Genomic DNA, 22,221 nt, shown 5'->3' with positions numbered 1-22,221 from the left:
AAAGCCGGCTTGGTTGCGCGCGGTCAGTTGCGAATAATTCTCATTGCTAAGACGAGACGCGATATCTAAGAACGCCTCTTAGTTTCATTCGCATATTGGCTTGAGGGGTTGGCGGTGGTGGTTCGAGGCAAGACAGGCGGGCGCCTCCAGGGGACGCTGGCGGCCCTGATGGCCGGCGTCGCGGCGCTGGCGCTCTCGCCGCGGCACGCCTGGGCCGAGACCGACCAGGCCGTCGCCTCCATGGCTGCCGTGGAGATCTCGGGCGTCACTGTGACGGGCCGCAGGGACGCCTACGACGCCAAGCAGATTTCCACCGCCACCAAGACCGACACGCCCCTGCGCGACGTCCCGCAATCGGTGACGGTGATCACCCAGGAGCTGATGTCGGACCAGGCGATGCAGAGCATGGCCGACGTCGTCCGCTACGTTCCCGGCGTCACCATGGGCCAGGGCGAAGGCCACCGCGACGCCCCCACCATCCGGGGGAATTCCAGCACCGCCGACTTCTTCGTCGATGGGGTGCGCGACGACGTCCAGTATTATCGCGACATCTACAACGCCCAGCGGGTCGAGTTCCTCAAGGGCCCCAACGCCATGATCTTCGGCCGCGGCGGCGGCGGCGGCGTGATCAACCGCGTGACCAAGCAGGCCGGCTGGGACCCTCGGCGCGAAGTGAAGCTGGAAGTCGGCTCCCACGACCACAAGCGACTCACCGCAGACCTGAACCAACCGCTGAGCGCCCAGCTCGCGGGCCGGCTCAACGTGCTCTACGAGGACTCCGGGAACTTCCGCGACCACGTTTCGCTGGAGCGATGGGGGATCGCGCCGACCCTCACCTATCTTCCCAACGACCGGCTCGCGCTGCGCGTCGCCTATGAGCATTTCGAGGACGACCGGGTCGTCGACCGAGGCATCCCGTCATTTCAGGGCCGCCCGTCGCGTGCGCCCGTCGAGACCTTCTTCGGCGCGCCGAGGCTCAGCTACGCCACGGCGCGGGTCGACGCGCTGAGCGCCGCGGCAGAGTACGAGATCGGCGAGGGCCTGACGGTCAGCAGCAACCTGGTCTACGCGAGCTACGACAAGTTCTATCAGAACGTGCTGCCCGGCGCGGTGAACGCCGCTGGCGCCCAGGTCACGATCACGGGCTACAACAGCCCGACCGAACGGGAGAACCTGTTCAACCAGACCGACCTGATCTGGAAGACCCAGACCGGTTCGATCAAGCACACCCTGCTGGTGGGCGCCGAGTTCGGGGTCCAGGAGACCGACAACTTCCGCAGCACCGCCTACTTCAACGGGACCGCGACCTCGATCCTGGTGCCGTTCGCCAGCCCGACGATCCTCAACGGCGATATCGCGTTCCGGCAGAGCGCGACGGACGCCGACAACCACGTCACCGCCAAGGTGGCCGCGGTCTATCTCCAGGACCAGATCGAGCTCACGCCGCAGTTCCAGGTCATTCTCGGGTTGCGCTACGACAGCTTCGACCTGGACTTCGAGAACCACCGCAACGGCGACCGGCTGAGCCGCACCGACGACCTGGTCTCGCCGCGGGCGGGCGTGGTCTACAAGCCCATCGACGCCGTCTCGCTCTACGCCAGCTATTCGAAGTCCTTCCTGCCGAGCTCAGGCGACCAGTTCTCGTCCCTGACCGCGACCTCCAGGACCCTGGAGCCGGAAGAGTTCGAGAACTACGAGGTGGGCCTGAAATGGGAAATTCGTCCCGATATCATCCTGACCGCGGCCGCCTATCAGCTCGACCGTGACAACACCACCGCGCGCGACCCGAACAATCCCGCCTTGACCGTGCAGACGGGCAGCCAGCGCACCAAGGGCTTTGAGCTCGGCGTCAGCGGCCGGATCAACGAGGTCTGGGAGGTGGTCGGCGGCTTCGCCTGGCAGGATGCCGAGATCACCAGCGCCACCACCGCCGCCAACCCTGGTCAGAAGGTCGCCCTGACCCCCAGGCACACGCTCTCGCTGTGGAACAAGTTCCAGGTGACTCAGGACTGGGCCCTTGGATTGGGCCTGATCCACCAGGACAAGATGTTCGCGGCTATCGACAACGCCGTGATCCTGCCCGGCTTCACGCGCGTCGACGCGGCGGTGTTCTACGACGTCACAGGCAGCCTCAAGCTGCAGGTCAATGTCGAGAACCTGCTGGACGAGGCGTACTATCCGACCTCCCACGGGAACAACAACATCATGCCGGGCGCGCCGCGCACGGTGCGCGCCTCCCTGGCCGCCAGGTTCTGATCCCGCGGCGCCGATCCCCTCCCCCCTCGGATCGGCTCTCGTGACGCCCCGCCGGCCGGCCCGGCGGGGCGTTTTCGCTCAGGCCGCTTGCTTCCCGCGATCGATGGGCGAGACTTGCCGAAACGGGAGGGGCGCATATGGCCTACGAGACCATCACCTACGAGACGCGCGGCCAGGTCGGCGTCGTCACTCTCAACCGCCCCGAAAAGCTGAACGCCATTTCCGCCGAGCTGAGGCGCGACGTGCATGCGGCCTTCGCCGAAGCCCGCGAGGACGACAACGTGCGGGTCCTGGTCATGACGGGGGCTGGGCGCGGCTTCTGTTCGGGGGCCGACCTCACCGGGACCCTGCCGCCGGCCGCGACGTCGCAGAACGACCGACTGGACGAGATGGGCTGGGTGGGCCGCTGGGCGCGGCTGTTCCACGACTTCGACAAGCCGCTGATCGGAGCGATCAACGGGGTCTGCGCCGGGGCCGGCATGAGCGCGGCGCTCGCCTGCGACGTCCGGATCGGCGGACCCGGCGCGCGGTTCAAGACCACCTTCGCCGAGCGCAATCTCTCGCCGGACTCCGGCCTCTCCTGGTTCCTGCCGCGCATCGTCGGCTACGCCGCGGCCGCCGATCTGATCTTCACCAGCCGCATGGTGGAAGCGCAGGAAGCCCTGTCGCTCGGCCTGCTCAACCGGCTGGTCGAGGGGGATCTCATCGAGGCCGCCGTGGCCTATGGCGAACAGATGGCCCAGTGGCCGCCCCTGGCCATCCGATCCTCCAAGCGGGTGCTGCAGCATAGCCACGGCGCGGGCCTGGAAGAGGCGCTGAAGTACGAGTCGGTCGGCCTTGGCTTCTCGCGCCGATCTCCCAATGACGCCAAGGAGTCCATCGCCTCGTTCCGTGAGAAGCGCAAAGGCGTCTACACGGGCACGTAAAATGGCGTCATAAGGCGCGCGAACTTCCTTCAAGGAGACGCGCCATGGCCCTGGACGCCGCAGACACCCAGAAGACCTTCGACTGGGAAGACCCGCTGGACCTCGCCTCGCGCCTCACCGAGGAGGAACGCATGGTCTGGGACGCGGCGCGATCCTACGCCCGGGAGAAACTGCTGCCCCGGGTGGTCTCGGCCTATGCCGACGAGCGGTTCGACCGCGAGATCATGACCGAGATGGGCGCCATGGGCTTCCTCGGCGCGACCCTGCCCGAAAAGTACGGCGGGGCCGGGGTCAGCCACGTGGCCTATGGCCTGATCGCCCGCGAGATCGAGGCGGTCGACTCCGGCTACCGCTCGGCCATGAGCGTGCAGTCCTCGTTGGTCATGTACCCGATCTACGCCTTCGGTTCGGAAGAGCAGAAGATGAAGTACCTGCCGGGCATGGCGCGCGGCGAGATCGTCGGCTGCTTCGGCCTGACCGAGGCCGACGGCGGGTCCGACCCGGCCTCCATGCGCACGGTGGCGAAGAAGACCGACGGCGGCTACGTGCTCAACGGCGCCAAGATGTGGATCACCAACGCGCCCATCGCCGATGTCTGCCTGGTCTGGGCCAAGCTGGACGGGGTGATCCGCGGCTTCCTGGTGGATCGCGGCTCCAAGGGTCTGGAGACGCCGAAGATCCTCAACAAGCTCTCCCTGCGCGCCTCGGTGACCGGCGAGATTTCGCTCAGCGACGTCTTCGTGCCGGAGGACATGATGATGCCGGGGGTCAGCGGCCTGCGCGGACCGTTCTCCTGCCTCAACAAGGCGCGCTACGGCATCTCCTGGGGGGCCATGGGCGCGGCCGAGTTCTGCCTGCACGCCAGCCGGGACTACACCCTGACCCGCAAGGTGTTCGGCAAGCCGCTCGCCGCCCGCCAGCTGGTGCAGAAGAAGCTCGCCGACATGCAGACCGAGATCGCGCTGGGCTTCGAGGGCGCCCTGGCGCTCGGCCGCCTGCTCGACCAGGGCGCCTGGGTGCCGGAAGCGATCAGCCTGATGAAGCGCAACAACTGCGGCAAGGCCCTGGCCATCGCGCGCGAGGCCCGCGACATCCATGGCGGCAACGGGATTTCCGGCGACTATCACGTGATGCGCCATGCCGCGAACCTGGAGACGGTAAACACCTATGAAGGCGCCCACGACGTCCACGCCCTGATCCTCGGGCGCGCCATCACCGGCGAGAATGCTTTCTAACCGCAACTTCTGCGATTGGCGCCGGCGCCTCATACGTTGCGTTTACCGCGATTGGTCTAGGCTCCCCTGAACTCGGGGGAACGGGGCGATGCCCACACCGCAGCGGATCGGCGCGGCCAACACCGGCGACATGGCCCGGTGGCTGTTCAGCAACAGCCGCGAGGTCATGTTCATCATCGGCGGTGACGGCCAGGTCGAACAGGTCAACCCGGCCTTCGAACGCGCCACCGGCTGGACCCAGGACGAGATAAGCGGTCGCGGCGTGCGCGACATCGTCCACCATGAGGATCTCGCCGACTACGACGCCCATCTCGCCCGGCTCGTCGAGGGCGGGACCAGCGAGAGCCTGTTGCGGCTGCGTACCCGGGACGGCGGCTTCCGCTGGTTCGACGGACGGGCGGAACTCACGGCGGATGGCCGCATCGTGGGAGTCGCGCTGGACGTGACCGAAGAGCGGCGCCGTGCGGACGAGCTGGCCACCGCCCATCGCACCCAGGTCCTGCTGTCGGTCACCGCCGGAATCGGCAGCTGGGTCTTCGAACCGGAAACAGACACGATCACCTGGTCCGAGGACATCCTCTCGGTCACGGGCTACGCGCCGGAGGAGATCGCCGACAGCGGCCAGTTCGAAGCCCTGCTTCATCCCGACGAGGCCGAGCGGATCAAGGCGATCTTCATCGCCGGAACGGTCAAGGGCCAGGGGCGGACCTTCGAACACCGAATGCGTGGCCGAGGCGGCCGGTGGACCTCCTGGCGCGCCACCTTCCATACCGAGCCGCGGCCCGGCGGCGCCTACGCCCTGGTCGGCGTCTCCCAGAACATCACCGAACTGGCCAAGGCCCGCGACGAGGCCCTGCGCGGCCAGCAACAGATCCACCAGTTGATCGAGAACGCCCCCTTCGCGGTGGCCATGTTCGACCGGCAGCTGCGCTACATGGTCGTCTCCAACACCTGGCGGCAGGCCTTCAAGCTCGATCAGCGCGACCACATCGGGCTCACCCTGAAGGATGTTTTCCCCACCGCGCCGAAGCGGCTGCTGGACGCCCAGGCTCGCGCGCTGACCGGCGAGTTGGTCAGGGCCAAGGAGGATCGGTTCACCGACGGCCAGGGGACGAAGCACTGGGTGCGCTGGGAGGCCCGTCCCTGGCGCGACGCCAAGGACGCGGTCCAGGGGATCATCTGCTACGTGGACGATATCTCGGCCCTGGCCGAGGCGCGCACAGACGCTCAGCAGAACGCCCACCGGCTGAAGCTGGCGCTGGAGGCGGCCGACGCCGGAGTCTACGAGATCGACCACCGCAACAAGACCGTCTGGGTCTCGCCGGAATATCGCCGGCTGCTTGGGGGCCACCCCGGCGGCTACGAAGCCGCCCAGCAGCTGAAGTTTCCGCGCTTCCATCCCGACGACGTGGACCACGTGCGCCAGTCGTTCCGGAAGATCCGCGCCGGCCGGGAAGCGGGCGGCGCCATCATCGAGGCGCGCGTGATCGGGCGGGAGGGCGCCATCCGCTGGACGCGGATCTTCCATCGCCTGAAGCACGACAGCAAAGGACGCCCGGTCAAGGGCGTCGGCATGATCCAGGACTTCGACGAGCGTAAGCGCCAGGAGCTGGCCCTGGTCGAGGCCCAGTACGCCGCCCAGGCCGCCGGCGACGCCAAGGCCGCCTTCCTGGCCAATATGAGCCACGAGATCCGCACTCCGATGAACGGCGTCATGGGCGTGTTGCACCTGCTGAAGAGCGAGGCCCTATCGGAGGAGGGCCGCAAGATGCTGGAGGAGGCGCTCTCCTGCGGCCAGATGCTGGCCGAGCTGCTCAACGACGTGATCGACTTCTCGAAGATCGAGGCCGGCCGGCTGGAACTGGCCTGCGAGCCCACCGACCCGCGCGCCCTGATCGAGGGCGTCGCGCGCCTGCTGCGACCGCAGGCGGAGGCCAAGGGCCTGTTGCTGAACGTCGAGATCCCGGCCGACCTGGGTTGGGTGCGGACCGATCCGGTGCGGTTGCGCCAGGCGCTATTCAACCTGATCGGCAACGCGGTGAAGTTCACCCTCGCGGGCCAGGTCACCATCCGCGCGGCCCTGAAGCCCGGGCCGGTCGAACCGCTGCTGCGCCTGGAAGTGGCCGACACCGGGGTCGGCATCCCCGAAGCCGTGCAGCCGCGCATCTTCCAGCGCTTCGACCAGGGCGACGCCTCGACCACCCGCAAGTTCGGCGGCTCGGGGCTGGGCCTCGCCATCACCCAGCGTCTGGCCGAGATGCTGGGCGGCAAGGTGGGCTTCGCCTCGACCGAGGGCGTCGGCTCGATCTTCTGGCTTGAGGTGGCCGCCCCGGCCGCCGATCCGGTCGCCGCGGCCATCGAGACCAACGAGCCCTATCTCGAGGGGCTGAAGGTTCTGGTGGTGGAGGACAACCCCACCAACCGGATGATCGTCACCAAGCTGCTGGAGAACCTGGGCGCGGTGGTGGAGACCGCCGCCGACGGCCTGCTGGGCGTCGAGGCCGCAGCCCGCGGCGGATTCGACCTCATCCTGATGGACGTCCAGATGCCAGGCATAGACGGCCTGGAGGCCTGTCGCCGCATCCGCGCCCTGGGCGGCCAGACGGCGGCGACGCCGATCGTGGCGCTCACCGCCAACGTCCTCTCCCATCAGCGCCAGTCCTATCTGGCGGCGGGCATGGATGGGGTGGTCGGCAAGCCCATCTCCCCCGCCGCCCTGCTGGCCGAGATCTCGCGCCTGAGCGGCGATGCTGTGGACGAGGCGGCGGCCTGAGGACTTGACGGCGAGCGGCGAAGCGGCCCGGATCGCCCGTCCAACGCTTTGGAGGCCGCGCCCCTGACCCCTGCGCCCACGACGCCCCCGTCGCCGATCCTCTTCCTGTCGATCCTGTTCGCGGCCTCCATACCCTTCTGGGTGGTGAGCTCCCGGGTCGGGGTGCAGTTCCTGCCCGGACTGCCCCTGTCGGCGAGCATGGCCATCCTGCCGTCCCTGGTCGCGCTGTTGCTGCTGTGGCGTCGCCAGGGCCGTAGCGCCGCGCTCGCGCTGCTGCGACGGTGCTTCGATTTCAAGCGTCTGCCCCGAATCGTATGGCTGGTCCCGGTGGTGCTGATTGCACCCCTCGCGACCTGGGCGGGGCTCGCCGTGCGGCCGGATCTTGGCCCGCTGCCGGCCAACCTGGCGGTGACCGCGACGGTGATGTTCGCGGTGTTTTTCGTGAGCGCGCTGGGCGAGGAGCTGGGCTGGTCCGGCTATCTGCTCGAACCGATGCAGGCTCGCTGGGGCGCCCTGCCCGCCGCCCTGATGATCGGGGCCGTCTGGGCGGCCTGGCATGTGGTCCCGTTCCTTGAGGCCGGACGCTCGGTCGACTGGGTCGCGTGGCAGGCCGCCAAGACCGTCGCGGGGCGGGTGATCATGGTGTGGCTGTTCCTGAACACTGGCCGCAGCATCTTCTACGTCAGCCTCTTCCACGCCCTGGACAATCTGGCGGTGTTCACCTCGCCGGGTTACGGGATCGCCTACGATCCGATGGTCACCGCCCTGGTCACCATCGCGCTCGCGCTGATCGTGACCTTGCGATGGGGCCCGACGCTCGTCGGCCGCGACCGGCGCGCCGGCGCCTGACACCGCCCATGCTCTTCCAACGCGCGCGCGCTCGGTGCTAGACCACCTGCCAAGGATTTGGGGGAGAGAAGCATGGCGGAGATCGCCGCGGACTCGACGGACACGGCGGAAAAGAAGCCCGCCTCGCTGCGCACCGTGGTGGCGGCCTCCGCCGCCGGGACCACCTTCGAGTGGTACGACTTCTTTGTCTTCGGCAGTCTGATCCAGGTCATCTCCAAGACCTTCTTTTCGGGCCTCAGCGACACCGCGGGCTACATCGCCGCCCTCGCCCTGTTCGGCGCGGGCTTCCTGTTCCGCCCGGTGGGCGCCCTGGTGTTCGGCCGCATCGGCGATAAGACCGGCCGCAAGGGCGCCTTCCTGGTCACCGTCATGCTGATGGGCGGCGCGACCTTCGCCATCGGCCTCTTGCCCACCTATGCCCAGGCTGGGCTGTGGGCGCCCGGCCTGCTGGTGCTGATGCGCATTCTGCAGGGCTTCGCGCTAGGCGGCGAATACGGCGGGGCGGCGATCTATGTGGCCGAGCATGCGCCGCCGAACGGCCGCGGCCGGGCGACCAGCTGGGTGCAGACCTCCGCCGCCTTCGGCCTGTTCGGGGCTCTGGTGGTGATTCTCGTCACCCGGCTGGTGGTCGGCGATCTTTATGGACCCGAGGCTTTCGACGCCTGGGGCTGGCGCATTCCTTTCCTGTTCTCCGCCGGCCTGTTGGCGGTCTCCATATGGATGCGTCTGAAGCTCACCGAGAGCCCGGCCTTCGCCAAGATGAAGTCCGAGGGCGGCGGCTCGGCCTCGCCCTATCAAGAGTCCTTCGGCCAGTGGAAGAACCTGAAGATCGTGCTCCTGGCGCTCGCGGCGATCATGTCGGCCCAGGGCGCGGTCTGGTACACGGCCTTCTTCTACACCCAGACCTTCATGGAGAAGTTCCTCAAGGTCGATCCGGCGACCATCAACCTGCTGATGATGTCGGCCACGGCGGTCAGCGCCATCTTCTACGTCGTCTTCGGCTGGCTGTCGGACAAGGTCGGCCGCAAGAAGGTGATGCTGTTCGGCATGACCCTGATGCTGGTGGCCTATTTCCCCGGGTTCCACATGCTGGCCCGCACCGCCAACCCAGCGTTGGCCGAGGCCGAGGCCCGCACGCCGGTGGTGGTGGTGGCCGACCCGGCCGACTGCTCGCTGCAGTTCGATCCCGTGGGCAAGGCCTCCTTCACCTCGTCCTGCGACATCGCCAAGAGCACGCTGGCCAACGCCGGGGTCTCCTATTCCAACCAGGCCGCCCCGGCCGGGACCCTGGCCCAGGTGAAGATCGGCGAGGCGGTGGTCGCTTCGACCTCCGCCTCGGGCCTGGCCAAGGACCAGGCCAAGGTGGTCAAGACGGGCGTCGAGACCGCGATCAAGGCGGGCCTCACCGCCGCCGGCTATCCGGCCAAGGCCGACCCCGCGCGGATCAACATCCCCGGCGTCTTCGCCGTGCTGTTCGTCTTCGTGATCGCCGCCACCGCCCTGTTTGGCCCGATCGCCGCGACCCTGGTGGAGCTGTTCCCGACCCGGATCCGCTACACGGCCATGTCGCTGCCCTATCACATCGGCACCGGCTGGATCGGCGGCTTCGTGCCCTTCACCGCCTTCGCTATCGTCGCGGCGACCGGGAACATCTATTCGGGCCTCTGGTACCCCTTCGCCTTCACCCTGCTCTCGGTGGTGACCTGCTTCTTCCTGCTGCCGGAGACCAACGGCCGCTCGCTGGACGACTAGGCGGCCACCAGGGCCAAGGCCTCCGGGAACCGGGCTGAACGCAGGCCGTCCAGGGCCGCGTTCAGGCGCGCCTTGCCGTAGGCCAGGCGGCCGCGCCAGGTTTCCAGCGCGAAGTCGCCGGTCCCCAGAGCCTGGTGAATCTCCGCCAGGCTCGGGGCCTCCAGGCTGGTCTCGCGCAGATCGGGACATTCTGCGGCGACGCCGTTCAGCAGGATCACCCCGTAGAAGACCTGGTTGATCTGCCGCATCAGATAGAGCCGCGCCTGACGCTCGGCGGTCGGCGCCTGGCCGAAATAGGTCGTCGCCAGCAGCGCCTCCTCCTCCGGCGTGTGGGCGAAGACATTGGCGAGCGTCGCCAGATCCACATAGCGGTCGGCCAGGAACGATGACTCCCAGTCCACCAGCCACAGGCGCCCCCCGTCATAGAGGATGTTGCGGGGGTTCAGGTCGTTGTGGCTGGAGACCCGGTCCCCTTCGGCCGTCCGATAGCCGGCGCGCAGGACGGCATAGCGGGCGAACAACTCCTCGACCGCGGCCGGGGCGATCAGGCCGCTGGCCTGGAACACCCCGATCAGCCCGTCCATGCCGTCCATGTAGTCGATCAGCGGCGGGAAGGCGGGCGTCTCGTGCAGGGCGCGAATGGTCTGGGCGGCCTCGACGATCAGGTCGGCGCGGGTCCCGCGATAGTCCAGGACCAGGGACTGCTCCTCGATGAAGTCCATGATCGCCACGCCATCGGCGGCGTCGGCGTAGCGCACCCGCGGCGCAATGTACGCGGCGGCCGCCGCGCCCATGCAACCGTACCAGCGGCCGGGGTCCCGGAAGTCGTCGCGGGCGCCCTCGATCCGCAGCAGATAGGCGATGCCGCCGACACGGATTCTGTAGACCGAGGCGCCGGAAAGGCCGCCGGTCAGCGGCTTGGCGGAATCCATTTCCGTCGTCCCGAAGGCGGCGGTCAGGGCGCGGTCGACCGCGGGACGTTTGGCTTCGGGAATGGGCATGGACGGCTCCAGATGAGCCGTTATTTTACCCGGATATAATTCCGAGTCAATAATACCCGGATGATATTAGCTCGAACCCCGCGAGGTGCGGCCCGCCCAGCGGCCCACCGCGTCGGAGACCAGGACGGCGGCCACGGCGATGGCGGCGGCGACCAGGCACAGGGCCGCGGCCCGGGCCTCGCCCCCCGGCGACTGGGTGGCGCCGTAGATCGCCGACGGCAGGGTCAGGGTCTCCCCTGGAATGGCGGCCACGAAGGTGATGGTGGCGCCGAACTCGCCCAGGGCCTTGGCGAATCCCAGGATGGCGCCCGCCGCCACGCCGGGGGCGGCCAGCGGCACGGTCACCCTGAAGAAGCGCGTGAAGGGGCCCGCCCCCAGGGTCAGGGCCACCTCGTCGACCTCGCGGTCGATGGCTTCGATCGCCAGGCGCATGGGCCGCACCATCAGCGGGAAGGCCATGATCCCGGCGGCGAGCGCCGCCCCCGTCCAGTCGAAGGCGAAGACGATCCCAGCCTTCTCCAGCAGCGCCCCGACGGCGCCGCGGCGGCCGAACAGCAGCAGCAGCACGTAGCCGGTCGCCACCGGCGGCAGGACCAGGGGCAGGGTGACCGCGGCGTCCAGCACGACCCGGGCGGCGAAGCGGCCGCGCGCCTGGGCCAGCGCGGCGGCCAGGGCCAGGGGCAGGCCCAGCAGGGTGGCGGCCAGCGCCACCTTCAGCGACAGGGCGACGGCGGCGAAATCCTCCGGCGTCAAGGCGCTCACCGGTCGGGCGCCGCCGACAGGACCTCGATGGCCGCGCCGGCCGCGGCCAGGGCCTGCAGGTCGGCGGGCGACGGAGCCCCGCAGATCACCCGCACCACCCGCAGGCCCGAGCCGGCCAGGGCTGCGAGCCTGGCCGGAGTGACGGCGTCGGGCGCCATCCGCTCGGCGTCGCGGCGGGCCAAAGTCAGGATGTCGGGGTCGGCCTCGGCGTCGGCGATGAGGACATCAGCGGCGGCGAGTGCGCGGCTGGCGCGCAGGGTCAGCAGGTCGGCGGGGCCGCGCCCGGCCACGAACTGCACCTTGCCCTGGGCAGAGGGCCCCTTGGCCAGGGCCTCGCGGAGCAGCCGCGTCGCGGCCTCCATGTCGTCGGCCTGGGCGGCGTGGGCGGCAGGCCCGGACAGGGCCTCGCGCAGGAAGGCTCGGCGGGCCGGCAGTTCAGGCAGGGCCTGGCGCACCTCGTCCTGCAGCATGCGGAACAGGGCCGCCACCCGGCCCGCGCCCTCAGGCACCCGCTGCTCGATGTCGTTGCGCAGCATGGCGGCCAGCATGGGCGAGGCGCCGCCGGTGCCGATGGCCGCCACCACCTCGCCCCGGTCGATCACCGAGGGGGTGGTGAAGTCGCAGAGCGCTGGGCGGTCGACCACATTGACCAGCACCCCGGCGGCGCGCGCCGCGCGAGCGGCGGCCTGGGCGAAGAGGTCGTCGTCCGTGGCGATGAAGGCCAGGACCGCCCCAGCATAGGTTCCGGCGATGAAGGCGGCCGGACCCTCGACGCGGACAAGGGTCGCGGGGGAGCCCGCGAACAGGCGGGCCTTGGCCTCGGCCGCCTCGCCGGAGCCGGCGATCACCACCTTGGCCCCGTGCAGGGGAATGAAGGCTGGGAAGACGTCCACGCGGCTCAGCCGGTCCGGCAGTCGCGGTAGGGGCCGCCGGCCGCGCCGTTCAGCAAGGCCCCGTCGCCCTTGGTGAAGAGCTCGACGCCGGCCCGGGCGTAGCGCGCGCCTGAGCCCGATCGCACGTGCGGCAGGCTGTAGGATGTCCCGCCTGCGGTCACCCGCGCCTTGTCTCCCTTCAGGGCGTAGGCCGCCGTGAACCGCTTGCCGCCCGCGCAGGCATAGGTCATCGGCGCGTCGGTGGCGTCCTCCGGCATGACGCTGGCGCAGCCGCCAAGCGCCAACAGGCCGACCAGGACGAGAGCCGCCCTCACTTGAGGGTTTTCAGATAGGACACGACGGCGGCGCGGTCGGCGGGATTGGCCACCCCGACCATCATCTTGGTCCCGGGGGCGAACCTGGACGGGGCGGCGACGTAGGCGTCCAGGGCGGCGTCGGTCCAGGTCCCGCCCTTGCCGGCCAGGGCCGCCGAATACTTGAAGTCGGAGAGGCGCGCGATCTTGCCGCCCGCCACCCCCGCCAGGCTGGGGCCCATGAGCGTGGACTTGGCGCCGTGGCAGCTCTTGCACTGCAACTGGAAGACCTTGGCGCCGTCGGCGGCTGCGGCCGGGCCTGCGACGAACAGGGCCGCCAGGGCCCCGGCGAACATCCTTGCAGACCGAGTCATTTTCATCTCCCACCAAGCTCCGCAGATACCTAACCCGTCAGCGGGCGAACCGCCACTTGGACCCACTTTACCGCGCCAGCTAAACACTGTTAAGATTGCATCGTTATCCGACATTCGGGAGGGCTCTCCATGGCCATGACGCTTGACGTGAACGGCAAACCCTTGGCCGTGAAGGCCGCGGCTGACACGCCACTATTGTGGGTGCTGCGCGATGAACTGGGCCTGACCGGCACGAAGTATGGCTGCGGAATCTCTCAGTGCGGCGCCTGCACGGTGCTGGCGGACGGCCAGCCGATCCGGTCCTGCGCCATGCCCATCGAAGGCTTGGCCGGGGTCAAGATCACCACGATCGAGAGCCTGGGCGGCGCCCATCCGGTGCAGGCCGCCTGGGTCAAGCACGACGTGCCGCAGTGCGGCTACTGCCAGTCCGGCCAAATCATGTCGGCCGTGGCCCTGCTCGATTCCGCCCCCAAGCCCACCGACGCCGACATCGACGGCGCCATGGACGGCCACATCTGCCGCTGCGGGACCTATCAGCGAATCCGCGCGGCCATCAAGGACGCCGCGGGCCTCGCCCCGGCCGCTCCGGCGGCGGTCGTCGCCGCGCCGGCCGCCAAGCTCTGATCGGGACCCACGCCATGAACGCTCATGTGAAATCCCCCCTGAAAGCCACCCGCCGCGACGTGGTCATCGGCGCGACCCTGGTCGGCGGCTCGCTGCTGGTCGGCGGCTGTTCGATAGGCGACGTCCTCTCGGTCGGCGCCAAGACCGACTTCGGCGCCTTCGGGCCCTTCGTGAAGATCGACCCGGCCGGCGTCGTCACGGTGGTCTGCAAGCACATCGAGTTCGGTCAGGGCAACCATGCGGGCCTGGCCGCCATCGTCGCCGAAGAGCTCGAAGCCGACTGGACCAAGGTCAAGGTCGAGCACGCCCCGGCCATCGCCAAGGTCTACGCCAACACGGGCATGGGGGTGCAGGGCACCGGCGGCTCGTCCGCCATCGCCAATTCCTGGGACCAGCTGCGCAAGGCCGGCGCCTCGGCCAAGGCCATGTTCGTCGAGGCCGCCGCCAACAAGTGGAACGCCCCGGCCGGCGAGATCGTGGTCAAGGACAGCGTGGTCGGCCACCCCGGCTCCTCCAGGTCCGCCACCTTCGCCGAGCTGCTGCCGGACGCCGCCAAGGTGACCCCGCCCCAGTCGCCCACGCTCAAGGACCCCAAGACGTTCACCCTGATCGGCACCGACCGGGTGCGCCGCAAGGACGCCCAGGCCAAGTCGGACGGGACGGCGAGGTTCACCCAGGACGTCCAGATGCCGGACATGCTGGTGGCCATGGTGGCTCACGCCCCGCGCTACGGCGCCAAGGTGGCGTCCTTCGACGCGGCCGAGGCCAAGAAGGTCGCGGGCGTGGTCGAGGTCTACGAGATCCCCACCGGGATCGCCGTGGTGGCGCAGAACACCTGGGCCGCCCGCAAGGGCCGCGACGCGCTCAAGGTGACCTGGAACGAGGACGAGGCCGAGAAGCGATCCTCCGACGCGATCCTGACCAGCTACAAGGACCTCGCCTCGGGCAAGACCCCGGCTGACGACAAGGTGAAATGGAAGCCCTTCGAGTCGAAGGGCGATATCACCACGGCCAAGGGCGAGGCCTTCGAGGCGGCCTATGACTTTCCCTATCTGGCCCATGCCTGCATGGAGCCGATGAACTGCGTGGCCCAGGTGGGCGGCGGCAAGGCCAAGCTCACCTTCGGCTCGCAGATCCCCACCGTCGACCAGCTCAACACCGCCAAGATCGTCGGCATGCTGCCGGGCGCGGTGGAGATCGAGACCCTGTTCGCCGGCGGCTCCTTCGGCCGCCGCGCCAACTTCCAGTCCGACTACATCGCCGAATGCGTCCAGATCGCCAAGAAGGTCGGCAAGATGCGGCCGGTGAAGCTGGTCTGGACCCGTGAGGACGACATGGCGGCGGGCTATTTCCGCCCGATCGTCCACCACACCGTCCGGGTCACCGTGGACAAGGACGGCTATCCGGCGTCCTGGCGCCAGCGGGTGGTCACCCAGTCGATCATGAAGGGCTCGCCCACCGGGGAGCCGAAGCTGGACGAGACCGCCGTCGAAGGCGTGCTGGGCTCGCCCTATCTGAAGGCCACGCCCATCGTCGACGCCCAGCTGATCCAGCCGGACATCGGCGTGCCGGTGCTCTGGTGGCGCTCGGTGGGCGCGACCCACACCGCCTTCGTGATGGAGCACACCATCGACCAGCTGGCCAAGCGGGCGAACAAGGACCCGGTGGACTATCGCCGCGCCCTCTACACAAAGGCCGACGCCAAGCGGCACCTGGCGGTGCTGAACCTGGCCGCCGAGAAGGCCGGATGGGGCGCCCCGGCCCCGGCCGGCTGGACCCGCGGCGTGGCGGTGCACGAGAGCTTCGGCTCGGTGGTCGCCCAGGTGGCCGAGGTCAAGCTGGTGGACGGGGTCCCCAAGGTGGGCCGCGTGGTCACCGCCATCGACTGCGGCACGGCCATCGCGCCGGACCAGATCGCCGCCCAGATCGAGGGCGGCACCTGCTATGGCCTGTCGGCGGCGCTCTATGGCAATATCAGCGTCAAGGACGGGGTGGTCGAGCAGACCAACTTCGACACCTACCGGGTGCTGCGCAACAGCGAGGCGCCGATCGTCGAGACCCACATCGTGCCCTCCGGCGCGGTCCCCAGCGGGGTCGGCGAACCCGGAACACCGGTGATCGGGCCGGCCGTGGCCAACGCCCTGTTCGCGATCAACGGCCAGGCCGTCACCAGCCAGCCGTTCGTCAAGGCCTAGCTCGCTAGGTCGCCGCGCTCGTCCACGTCGAACAGCACCCCGTCGTCGGGGGCCTCGACCAGGGCGAGGCGGTCGCCCAGGTTCTTGAGGATCGCCCGCGCCCCGGCATCGCCCGTGAGGGTCAGCAGCTCCGGCAGCAGGGCCGCGCCGATCAGGGCCGGGTGGCCGCGCCGCCCCTCGAAGACCGGGGCGGCGGCCGGCGCGCCGGCTCGAACCGCCTCGATCAGGGGCGCGAACACCGCGTGAGGAACTCTTGGCATATCGCCCAGGAACACGAACACGCCCGCGCAGCCGGGGCTGAGCTCGGCGGCGGCGCGGCGTAGGGAGGCGCCCATGCCCTCGGCATGGTCGGCCGCATTGACGAGGGTCAGCCGACCATCAACGGCCGGGCTGGCGCGGACGGCGGCGGCCACCGCATCGCCGTCGGCTCCCGTCACCACGATCACCTTGACCACCGGCGCGGCGAAGGCGGCGGCCAGGGCGCCATCCAGCAGCACCCCGCCGGCATGGGGCGCCAGCAGCTTGCCGCCGCCGAACCGAGTGCCCGCCCCGGCGGCCAAAACCACCGCCTCGAATGCGCCCGCCCCTGTCACCGCCCCGTCTTCCCCTCTATGTTAGGGCCAGCATGACGCCCCATGACGCCCCCTCGCCGCAAGCGCCAACGCGCTCGACCCCGGTCCTGATCGACGGTTTTGGCCGGGCCGTGACCTATCTGCGGGTTTCGGTCACCGACCGTTGCGACCTGCGCTGCGTCTATTGCATGGCCGAGCACATGACCTTCCTGCCGAAGGCGCAGGTGCTGACCCTCGAGGAGCTGGACCGTATCGCCTCGGCCTTCATCGGCCAGGGGGTGCGAAAGCTGCGCCTGACGGGCGGCGAGCCCCTGGTCCGCAAGGGCTTCATGGGCCTGGTCGAGAGCCTGTCGCGGCATCTGCGGTCCGGCGCCCTGGACGAGCTGACCCTGACCACCAACGGCACGCGGCTGAGCGAATTCGCGAGCGACCTGGCCCGGTTCGGGGTCCGGCGGATCAATGTGTCCATGGACACGCTGAAGCCCGACCTGTTCCGCAAGCTGACCCGCGGCGGCGACCTCGCCAAGGTGATCGCCGGGATCGACGCGGCGCTGGCCGCCGGCATCGCGGTCAAGATCAACGCCGTGGCGCTGAAGGACGACAACGCCGCCGAACTGGCCGACCTGATCGCCTGGGCGCATGCGCGGGGCTGCGACGCCACCCTGATCGAGGCCATGCCGCTGGGCGAGATCGAGGTCGACCGCACCGACCAGTTCCTGTCGCTGAAGGACGTGCGCCGCGACCTCGAGAGCTTCTGGACGCTCACCGACATCGACCACCAGACGGGCGGACCGGCGCGCTATGTCCGGATCGCCGAGACCGGCGGACGACTGGGCCTCATCACCCCGCTCAGCCACAATTTCTGCGAGGCCTGCAACCGCGTGCGGCTGACCTGCACCGGCACCCTGCACACCTGCCTGGGCCGTGAGGACGCCAGCGACCTGCGCGCGGTGATCCGCGCCGGCGCCGACGACGAGGCCCTGATCGATGCGGTCCGCCTGGCGGTGGACGCCAAGCCTAAGGGCCACGACTTCCAGATCGCCCGCGCCTCGGCCCCGGCCGTGGCCCGCCACATGTCGACCACGGGAGGCTAGAGCCATGGCCCGGGTCCTGCTGTTCGGCCGTCTGAGCGATGTCGCCGGCTGGCGCTCGCGGGAGGTCGAGAGCCCCAGCGTCCACGCCCTGCGCGATCTGCTGAGCGCCGAGGATGCGCGGCTGGGCGAGGCGCTCGCCGCCCCCGGCGTCCAGATCGCGCTCGACCAGACCATCGTCCGCGGCGACGCGGCGCTCTCCCTCCGCTCCGAGGTCGCCTTCCTGCCCCCCATGAGCGGCGGATGATCCGGCTCACCGACCAGCCCTTCGATCCCGGCGTCCTGCTCTCGGACTTCTGCCGGGAGCGGACCGAGACCGGGGCGGTCGCCAGCTTCGTGGGCCTGGCCCGCGCCGAGCTTGGCGCCGCCGCCATCCTGGAGCTGGAAGCCTATCCCGGCTTCACCGAGGGCGAGATCAACCGCATCGCCCAGGAGGCGATCGACCGTTTCAGCCTGGACGACTTCGCGGTCGTCCATCGGGTCGGCCAGATCGCGCCCGGCGAATCCATCGTCTTCGTGGCCACCGCCGCCACCCATCGCCGCGCCGCCTTCGAGGCCTGCGATTTCCTCATGGACTACTTGAAGAGCCGCGCCCCCTTCTGGAAGAAGGAGACCGGTCCGGACGGCGCGCGCTGGATAGAGCCGAAACCACAGGACCACGCCGACATCGCCCGTTGGGAGACTTAGAGAATGAACGCCCCTGTCGCCGCCCCCGGCGGCCACATCAACGCGAACCTGGCCCTCAAGCCGGTGCGGATCGCGGTCCTGACCATCTCCGACACCCGTGACGAGGAGAGCGACACCTCCGGCCACGTCCTGGCCGAGCGGATCACCGGCGCCGGCCACGAGCTGGCGGCCAAGGAGATCGTCAAGGACGACGTCGCCCAGATCCGCGAGCAGATCAAAGCCTGGGTGGCTTCGGGAACCATCGAGGCCATCATCACCACCGGCGGCACCGGCATCACCGGCCGCGATGTGACCCCCGAAGCCGTCGAGCCGCTGTTCGACAAGAAGCTCGATGGCTTCTCGGTGATCTTCCACCTGGTCTCCTACCAGTCGGTGGGGCTCTCGACCCTGCAGAGCCGCGCCACGGCGGGCCTAGTCGGCGGTGTGTTCGTCTTCTGCCTGCCAGGCTCCAACGGGGCGGTGAAGGACGGGTGGGACAAGGTGATCTCCGCCCAACTCGACAGCCGCCACGGCCCCTGCAACATGGTCGAACTCATGCCCCGCCTGCTTGAGCAGTGAGCAAGCTCACCCATATCGACGAGACCGGCCGCGCCAACATGGTCGACGTCTCGGCCAAGGCGGTCACCGCGCGCGAGGCCGTGGCCGAGGGGTTCGTGCGGATGTCCGCCGAGACCCTGGCGCTGGCGCTGTCCGGCGACGCCAAGAAGGGCGATGTCCGCGCCACCGCGGAGATCGCCGGGATCATGGCGGCCAAGAAGACCTCCGATCTGATCCCGCTCTGCCATCCCCTGGCCCTGTCCAAGGTCGAGGTCCGGGTCGAGCCGGGCGACGGCGGGCTTTCCGTAACCGCGCGCGTGCGCACCTCCGGCCAGACGGGCGTGGAGATGGAGGCGCTCACCGCCGTCTCCGTGGCCTGCCTGACCGTCTACGACATGCTGAAGGCCGCCGATAAGGCCATGACCATAGAGGCCGTGCGCCTGATGAAGAAGTCGGGTGGCAAGTCCGGCGACTGGGTCCGCCCATGAAGCTGATGAGCGTGGAGGCCGCCCGCGCCGCCATGCTGGCGGAGGTTTCCGCCCTGCCCGCCGAGACTGTCCCGCTGGGCCAGGCCGTGGGCCGGGTCCTGGCCGAGGATATCGCCGCCGTCCGCGACCAGCCCCCCTTCACCAATTCGGCCATGGACGGCTGGGCCGTCCGGTCGGCCGATGCGCCGGGCACGCTGACGATCATCGGCGAGAGCGCCGCGGGCCACGGGTATGAGGGCCAGGTCCAGCCGGGCGAGGCGGTGCGGATATTCACCGGCGCGGCCTTGCCCACCGGCGCCGACAGCGTGGTGATCCAGGAGAACGCCGCGCGCGATGGCGGCCTGATCGCCGTCCCGGCCTGCCGTCCGGGCGACAACATCCGCGACGCCGGCAAGGACTTCCGGGTGGGCGATGTGCTGCTGCGCAAGGGAACCCGCATCGATCCCTGGCGGCTGTCGCTGGCCGCCTCGGCTGGCCGCGCCGAGGTCGCCGTCCATCGCCGTCCGCGCGTCGCCATCCTCTCCACCGGCGAGGAGATCGTCGAGGCGCCGGCCACGCCCGGACCGTTCCAGATTTACGATTCCGGCTCGCCGGCCCTGAAGGTCATGGTGGAGGCGTGGGGCGGCGAGGCCACCAAGCTCTCCGGCGTCCGCGACCAGCTCGAGGCGGTGGTAGAGGCCATGCGCGGCGCCGACGCCGACCTGATCGTCACGGTCGGCGGCGCCTCGGTGGGCGACCACGACCTGGTGCGCGCCGCGGCCCAGGCGCTCGGCCTGTCCCTACGGGTCGAGAGCGTCGCGGTGCGTCCCGGCAAACCCACCTTCTTCGGCGTGCTGGCCGACGGCCGACGGCTGCTGGGCCTGCCCGGCAATCCGGCCTCTGCCTTCGTCTGCGCCGAGTTGTTCCTGAAACCCCTGGTCGCCGCCTATTGCGGGACCACGGCCGAACCGGTCCTGGCCACGGCGCGCCTGACCGCGCCGCTGGCCGCCAACGGACCGCGCGAGCACTGGATGCGCGCCAAGCTCCGCCACGACGAGGGATCGACCCTCGCCGAGCCCTACCTCGACCAGGATAGCTCCCTGGTCGGCGTCTTCGCCGCCGCCGACGCGCTGCTGCGCCGTCAGGCGGGCGCCGCGGCCCTGTCGGCCGGCGACTTGGTTGAGGTGCTGCCGCTGGCCCGCGCCGGGGCGCCTTCGTAGACGAAGGCCGCATCGTCGAGGTCGATGGCCGGGATCTCGTCCTTCTCGGCCCAGTAGTCCTGGGTGTGGCGCCATTCGGCCTTGTCGCCGCTCTTAGGCAGCAGGTGCATGCCGCGCATCAGATAGCCCGGATTGAAGTTCTCCGGATCGATCCAGGGCTGCAACGCCATGTCCTGGTCCTGCGGCCTCAGGGCCACCATGACCTTCTTGACGCCCTTCTTCTCCATGTGCCCCAGCAGCCGGGCCACGAAGTCGCCGATCAAATCGGCCCGCAGGGTCCAGCTGGCGCGGAAATAGCCAAACACCCAGACCAGGTTCGGCACCCCCGTGAACATCATGCCGCGGTAGGTGACGGTCTTGGAGAAATCTAGAGGCTGGCCGTCGATCGCAAAGTCGATGTCGCCCAGGACATTGAGATCGAAGCCGGTGGCGGTGACCACGATGTCGGCCTCCAGCGTCTCGCCGGACTTCAGCAGGATGCCCGTCTCGGTGAAACGCTCGATCTCGCCGGTGACCACCGAGGCCTTGCCGGCCCGGATTCCCTGGAACAGATCGCCGTCAGGGATGAAGGCGATGCGCTGGCGCCAGGGCCGGTAGGTGGGGGTGAAGTGCTTCACCACCTGGTCCTCGGGCAGGAAGGCGCGGACCCCGGCCAGCAGCTCGGCCTTGACCGTCTCCGGCTCCTCCAGCGACCGCCGGGTGAAGGCCGCCTGGTCGAAGAGGATCTTGCGGCGCACGATCTCGTGGATCCAGGTCTCGTCGATCTCGAGCTGGCGCAGGGTGTCGGCCAGCTCGTTGGCGTTGCGGCCAGGGATGAAATAGGTCGGCGAGCGCTGCAGCACCGTGACGTGCGCGCAGTCGCCGGCGATGGCCGGGGCCAGGGTGGCGGCGGTAGCGCCCGAGCCGATCACGACGACCTTCTTGCCCTTATAGTCGAGGTCCTCAGGCCAGGTCTGCGGATGGACGATCTTGCCCTTGTAGTCGGCCATGCCCTCCCATTCGGGCGTGTAGCCCTTGCCGTGACGGTAGTAGCCCTGGCACATCCAGAGGAAGCCGGTGGTGAACCGCACGGTCTCGCCGGTGTCGGAGCGCACCGCCTCCAGCGTCCACAGGTTCTCGCGGCTGGACCAGCTCGCCGAGGTGATCGTGTGCCCGTAGCGGATGTGGGAGCCGAGGTCGTTCTCCTCGATAACCTCGTTCATGTAGGTGAGGATCTCGGCCGCCGTGGCGATCGGGGTTCCGGTCCAGGGCTTGAAGCGATAGCCGAAGGTGTAGAGGTCGCTGTCGGAGCGGATGCCCGGGTACTTGTGGGTCAGCCAGGTGCCGCCGAAGTTCTCCTGGGCCTCCAGCACCACATAGCTGTCGTTCGGGCGCTGCTTGCTGAGGTGATAGGCCCCTCCGACCCCGGAGATCCCGGCTCCCACGATGATGACGTCGAAATGCTCGACGGCCTTTGTCGTCGGCCGGGTGAGGGTGGCGCTGGCGCTCATGGTGTCTTCCTGCCCTGTCAGTCGGCGGCGACCTGCCAAGAGGGGGCGCCGCTCGCAAATTCGAGTCCGCCCGATCCTGAGTTATCAATGATAAGTTTGCAAGGGGTCGGCGGCGCCTTGGATTGTGGCGCCTCGCCTCAGGGGGTCATTGACCAAGGTCAAGGCGCGCCGCGCCTTGACCGGAACGCCAGGACTATCGCGTGCTGCGGCGATCGTTGAGCAGG

The 22,221-nt window shown here is 69.3% G+C and carries 21 protein-coding genes; 14 read left to right on the top strand and 7 right to left on the bottom strand.

The annotated features are described in order from the left end of the window. The first annotated feature begins 168 nt into the window (after positions 1–168). The 6 genes from M9M90_RS02150 (at position 169) to M9M90_RS02125 (ending at position 9,791) form a co-directional block, all read left to right on the top strand. Positions 169–2,256, top strand: coding sequence for a TonB-dependent siderophore receptor (locus M9M90_RS02150; RefSeq protein ID WP_254835520.1), 2,088 nt, complete (start codon positions 169–171; stop codon positions 2,254–2,256). A gap of 137 nt (positions 2,257–2,393) precedes the next feature. Next, positions 2,394–3,182 carry an enoyl-CoA hydratase/isomerase family protein gene (locus M9M90_RS02145; protein WP_254835519.1) on the top strand — a complete coding sequence of 263 codons (789 nt, stop codon included), beginning with the start codon at positions 2,394–2,396 and terminating at the stop codon, positions 3,180–3,182. 44 nt (positions 3,183–3,226) lie between these two features. Continuing rightward, on the top strand, positions 3,227–4,417 hold the full coding sequence (locus M9M90_RS02140; protein WP_254835517.1) for an acyl-CoA dehydrogenase: 1,191 nt from the start codon (positions 3,227–3,229) through the stop codon (positions 4,415–4,417). Between the two features lie 88 nt (positions 4,418–4,505). Beyond that, positions 4,506–7,190 (top strand): PAS domain S-box protein, encoded by a 2,685-nt coding sequence (locus M9M90_RS02135; RefSeq protein WP_254835516.1) that lies wholly within the window; start codon positions 4,506–4,508, stop codon positions 7,188–7,190. A 48-nt stretch (positions 7,191–7,238) separates the two neighbouring features. After that, on the top strand, positions 7,239–8,039 hold the full coding sequence (locus tag M9M90_RS02130; RefSeq protein WP_254835515.1) for a CPBP family intramembrane glutamic endopeptidase: 801 nt from the start codon (positions 7,239–7,241) through the stop codon (positions 8,037–8,039). Positions 8,040–8,111: 72 nt separating this feature from the next. Next, positions 8,112–9,791 carry an MFS transporter gene (locus tag M9M90_RS02125; RefSeq protein WP_254835514.1) on the top strand — a complete coding sequence of 560 codons (1,680 nt, stop codon included), beginning with the start codon at positions 8,112–8,114 and terminating at the stop codon, positions 9,789–9,791. Here M9M90_RS02125 and M9M90_RS02120 read toward each other — a convergent pair. From M9M90_RS02120 to M9M90_RS02100, 5 genes are all read right to left on the bottom strand, one after another. Then, the gene (locus tag M9M90_RS02120; protein WP_254835513.1) at positions 9,788–10,792 is read right to left on the bottom strand and encodes a phosphotransferase; all 1,005 of its coding nucleotides are present in this window, start codon (positions 10,790–10,792) and stop codon (positions 9,788–9,790) included. The genes M9M90_RS02125 and M9M90_RS02120 overlap by 4 nt on opposite strands. 66 nt (positions 10,793–10,858) lie before the next feature. Next, a complete protein-coding gene (gene modB / locus M9M90_RS02115) occupies positions 10,859–11,554 on the bottom strand; it encodes a molybdate ABC transporter permease subunit (RefSeq protein WP_254835512.1) in 696 nt (231 codons plus the stop codon). After that, the gene (locus tag M9M90_RS02110; RefSeq protein ID WP_254835511.1) at positions 11,551–12,447 is read right to left on the bottom strand and encodes a siroheme synthase; all 897 of its coding nucleotides are present in this window, start codon (positions 12,445–12,447) and stop codon (positions 11,551–11,553) included. Before M9M90_RS02110 ends, modB begins: the two co-directional genes overlap by 4 nt. Before the next feature lie 5 nt (positions 12,448–12,452). Continuing rightward, positions 12,453–12,761, bottom strand: a complete 309-nt coding sequence (locus M9M90_RS02105) for an MliC family protein (protein ID WP_254835510.1) — start codon at positions 12,759–12,761, stop codon at positions 12,453–12,455. Further along, the gene (locus M9M90_RS02100; protein WP_254835509.1) at positions 12,758–13,114 is read right to left on the bottom strand and encodes a cytochrome c family protein; all 357 of its coding nucleotides are present in this window, start codon (positions 13,112–13,114) and stop codon (positions 12,758–12,760) included. Before M9M90_RS02100 ends, M9M90_RS02105 begins: the two co-directional genes overlap by 4 nt. 129 nt (positions 13,115–13,243) lie before the next feature. Here M9M90_RS02100 and M9M90_RS02095 point away from each other — a divergent pair, with 129 nt between their 5' ends. Together M9M90_RS02095 and M9M90_RS02090 are read left to right on the top strand one after the other, a co-directional pair. Then, positions 13,244–13,738, top strand: a complete 495-nt coding sequence (locus M9M90_RS02095) for a (2Fe-2S)-binding protein (protein WP_254835508.1) — start codon at positions 13,244–13,246, stop codon at positions 13,736–13,738. Positions 13,739–13,752: 14 nt separating this feature from the next. Then, positions 13,753–15,933 carry a xanthine dehydrogenase family protein molybdopterin-binding subunit gene (locus M9M90_RS02090; protein WP_254835507.1) on the top strand — a complete coding sequence of 727 codons (2,181 nt, stop codon included), beginning with the start codon at positions 13,753–13,755 and terminating at the stop codon, positions 15,931–15,933. Here the strand turns inward: M9M90_RS02090 and M9M90_RS02085 are convergent. Continuing rightward, entirely contained in the window at positions 15,930–16,526 is a 597-nt protein-coding gene (locus M9M90_RS02085) for an NTP transferase domain-containing protein (protein ID WP_254835506.1), read from the bottom strand. The genes M9M90_RS02090 and M9M90_RS02085 overlap by 4 nt on opposite strands. Before the next feature lie 32 nt (positions 16,527–16,558). Here M9M90_RS02085 and moaA point away from each other — a divergent pair, with 32 nt between their 5' ends. The 6 genes from moaA to glp are packed head-to-tail and all read left to right on the top strand — an operon-like array spanning position 16,559 to position 20,507. Then, positions 16,559–17,599, top strand: a complete 1,041-nt coding sequence (gene moaA / locus M9M90_RS02080) for a GTP 3',8-cyclase MoaA (RefSeq protein ID WP_254835505.1) — start codon at positions 16,559–16,561, stop codon at positions 17,597–17,599. Positions 17,600–17,603: 4 nt separating this feature from the next. After that, a complete protein-coding gene (locus tag M9M90_RS02075; protein ID WP_254835504.1) occupies positions 17,604–17,843 on the top strand; it encodes a MoaD/ThiS family protein in 240 nt (79 codons plus the stop codon). Continuing rightward, positions 17,840–18,283 (top strand): molybdenum cofactor biosynthesis protein MoaE, encoded by a 444-nt coding sequence (locus M9M90_RS02070; RefSeq protein ID WP_254835503.1) that lies wholly within the window; start codon positions 17,840–17,842, stop codon positions 18,281–18,283. The genes M9M90_RS02075 and M9M90_RS02070 overlap by 4 nt, the downstream gene beginning before the upstream one ends. Positions 18,284–18,286: 3 nt before the next feature. Then, entirely contained in the window at positions 18,287–18,841 is a 555-nt protein-coding gene (gene moaB / locus M9M90_RS02065; RefSeq protein WP_254835502.1) for a molybdenum cofactor biosynthesis protein B, read from the top strand. Then, entirely contained in the window at positions 18,838–19,308 is a 471-nt protein-coding gene (moaC, locus tag M9M90_RS02060; protein ID WP_254835501.1) for a cyclic pyranopterin monophosphate synthase MoaC, read from the top strand. The genes moaB and moaC overlap by 4 nt, the downstream gene beginning before the upstream one ends. After that, positions 19,305–20,507, top strand: coding sequence for a gephyrin-like molybdotransferase Glp (glp, locus tag M9M90_RS02055; RefSeq protein ID WP_254835500.1), 1,203 nt, complete (start codon positions 19,305–19,307; stop codon positions 20,505–20,507). Before moaC ends, glp begins: the two co-directional genes overlap by 4 nt. Here glp and M9M90_RS02050 read toward each other — a convergent pair. Continuing rightward, positions 20,429–21,997 (bottom strand): NAD(P)/FAD-dependent oxidoreductase, encoded by a 1,569-nt coding sequence (locus tag M9M90_RS02050; RefSeq protein WP_254835499.1) that lies wholly within the window; start codon positions 21,995–21,997, stop codon positions 20,429–20,431. The two genes, glp and M9M90_RS02050, sit on opposite strands and share 79 nt — an antisense overlap. Positions 21,998–22,221 lie beyond the last annotated feature (224 nt).

The organism is Phenylobacterium sp. LH3H17, assembly GCF_024298925.1.
Classification (GTDB): Bacteria; Pseudomonadota; Alphaproteobacteria; order Caulobacterales; family Caulobacteraceae; genus Phenylobacterium.
Note: the sequence above shows the minus strand (reverse complement) of the source record. Positions and strands in the feature narration are given on the sequence as shown.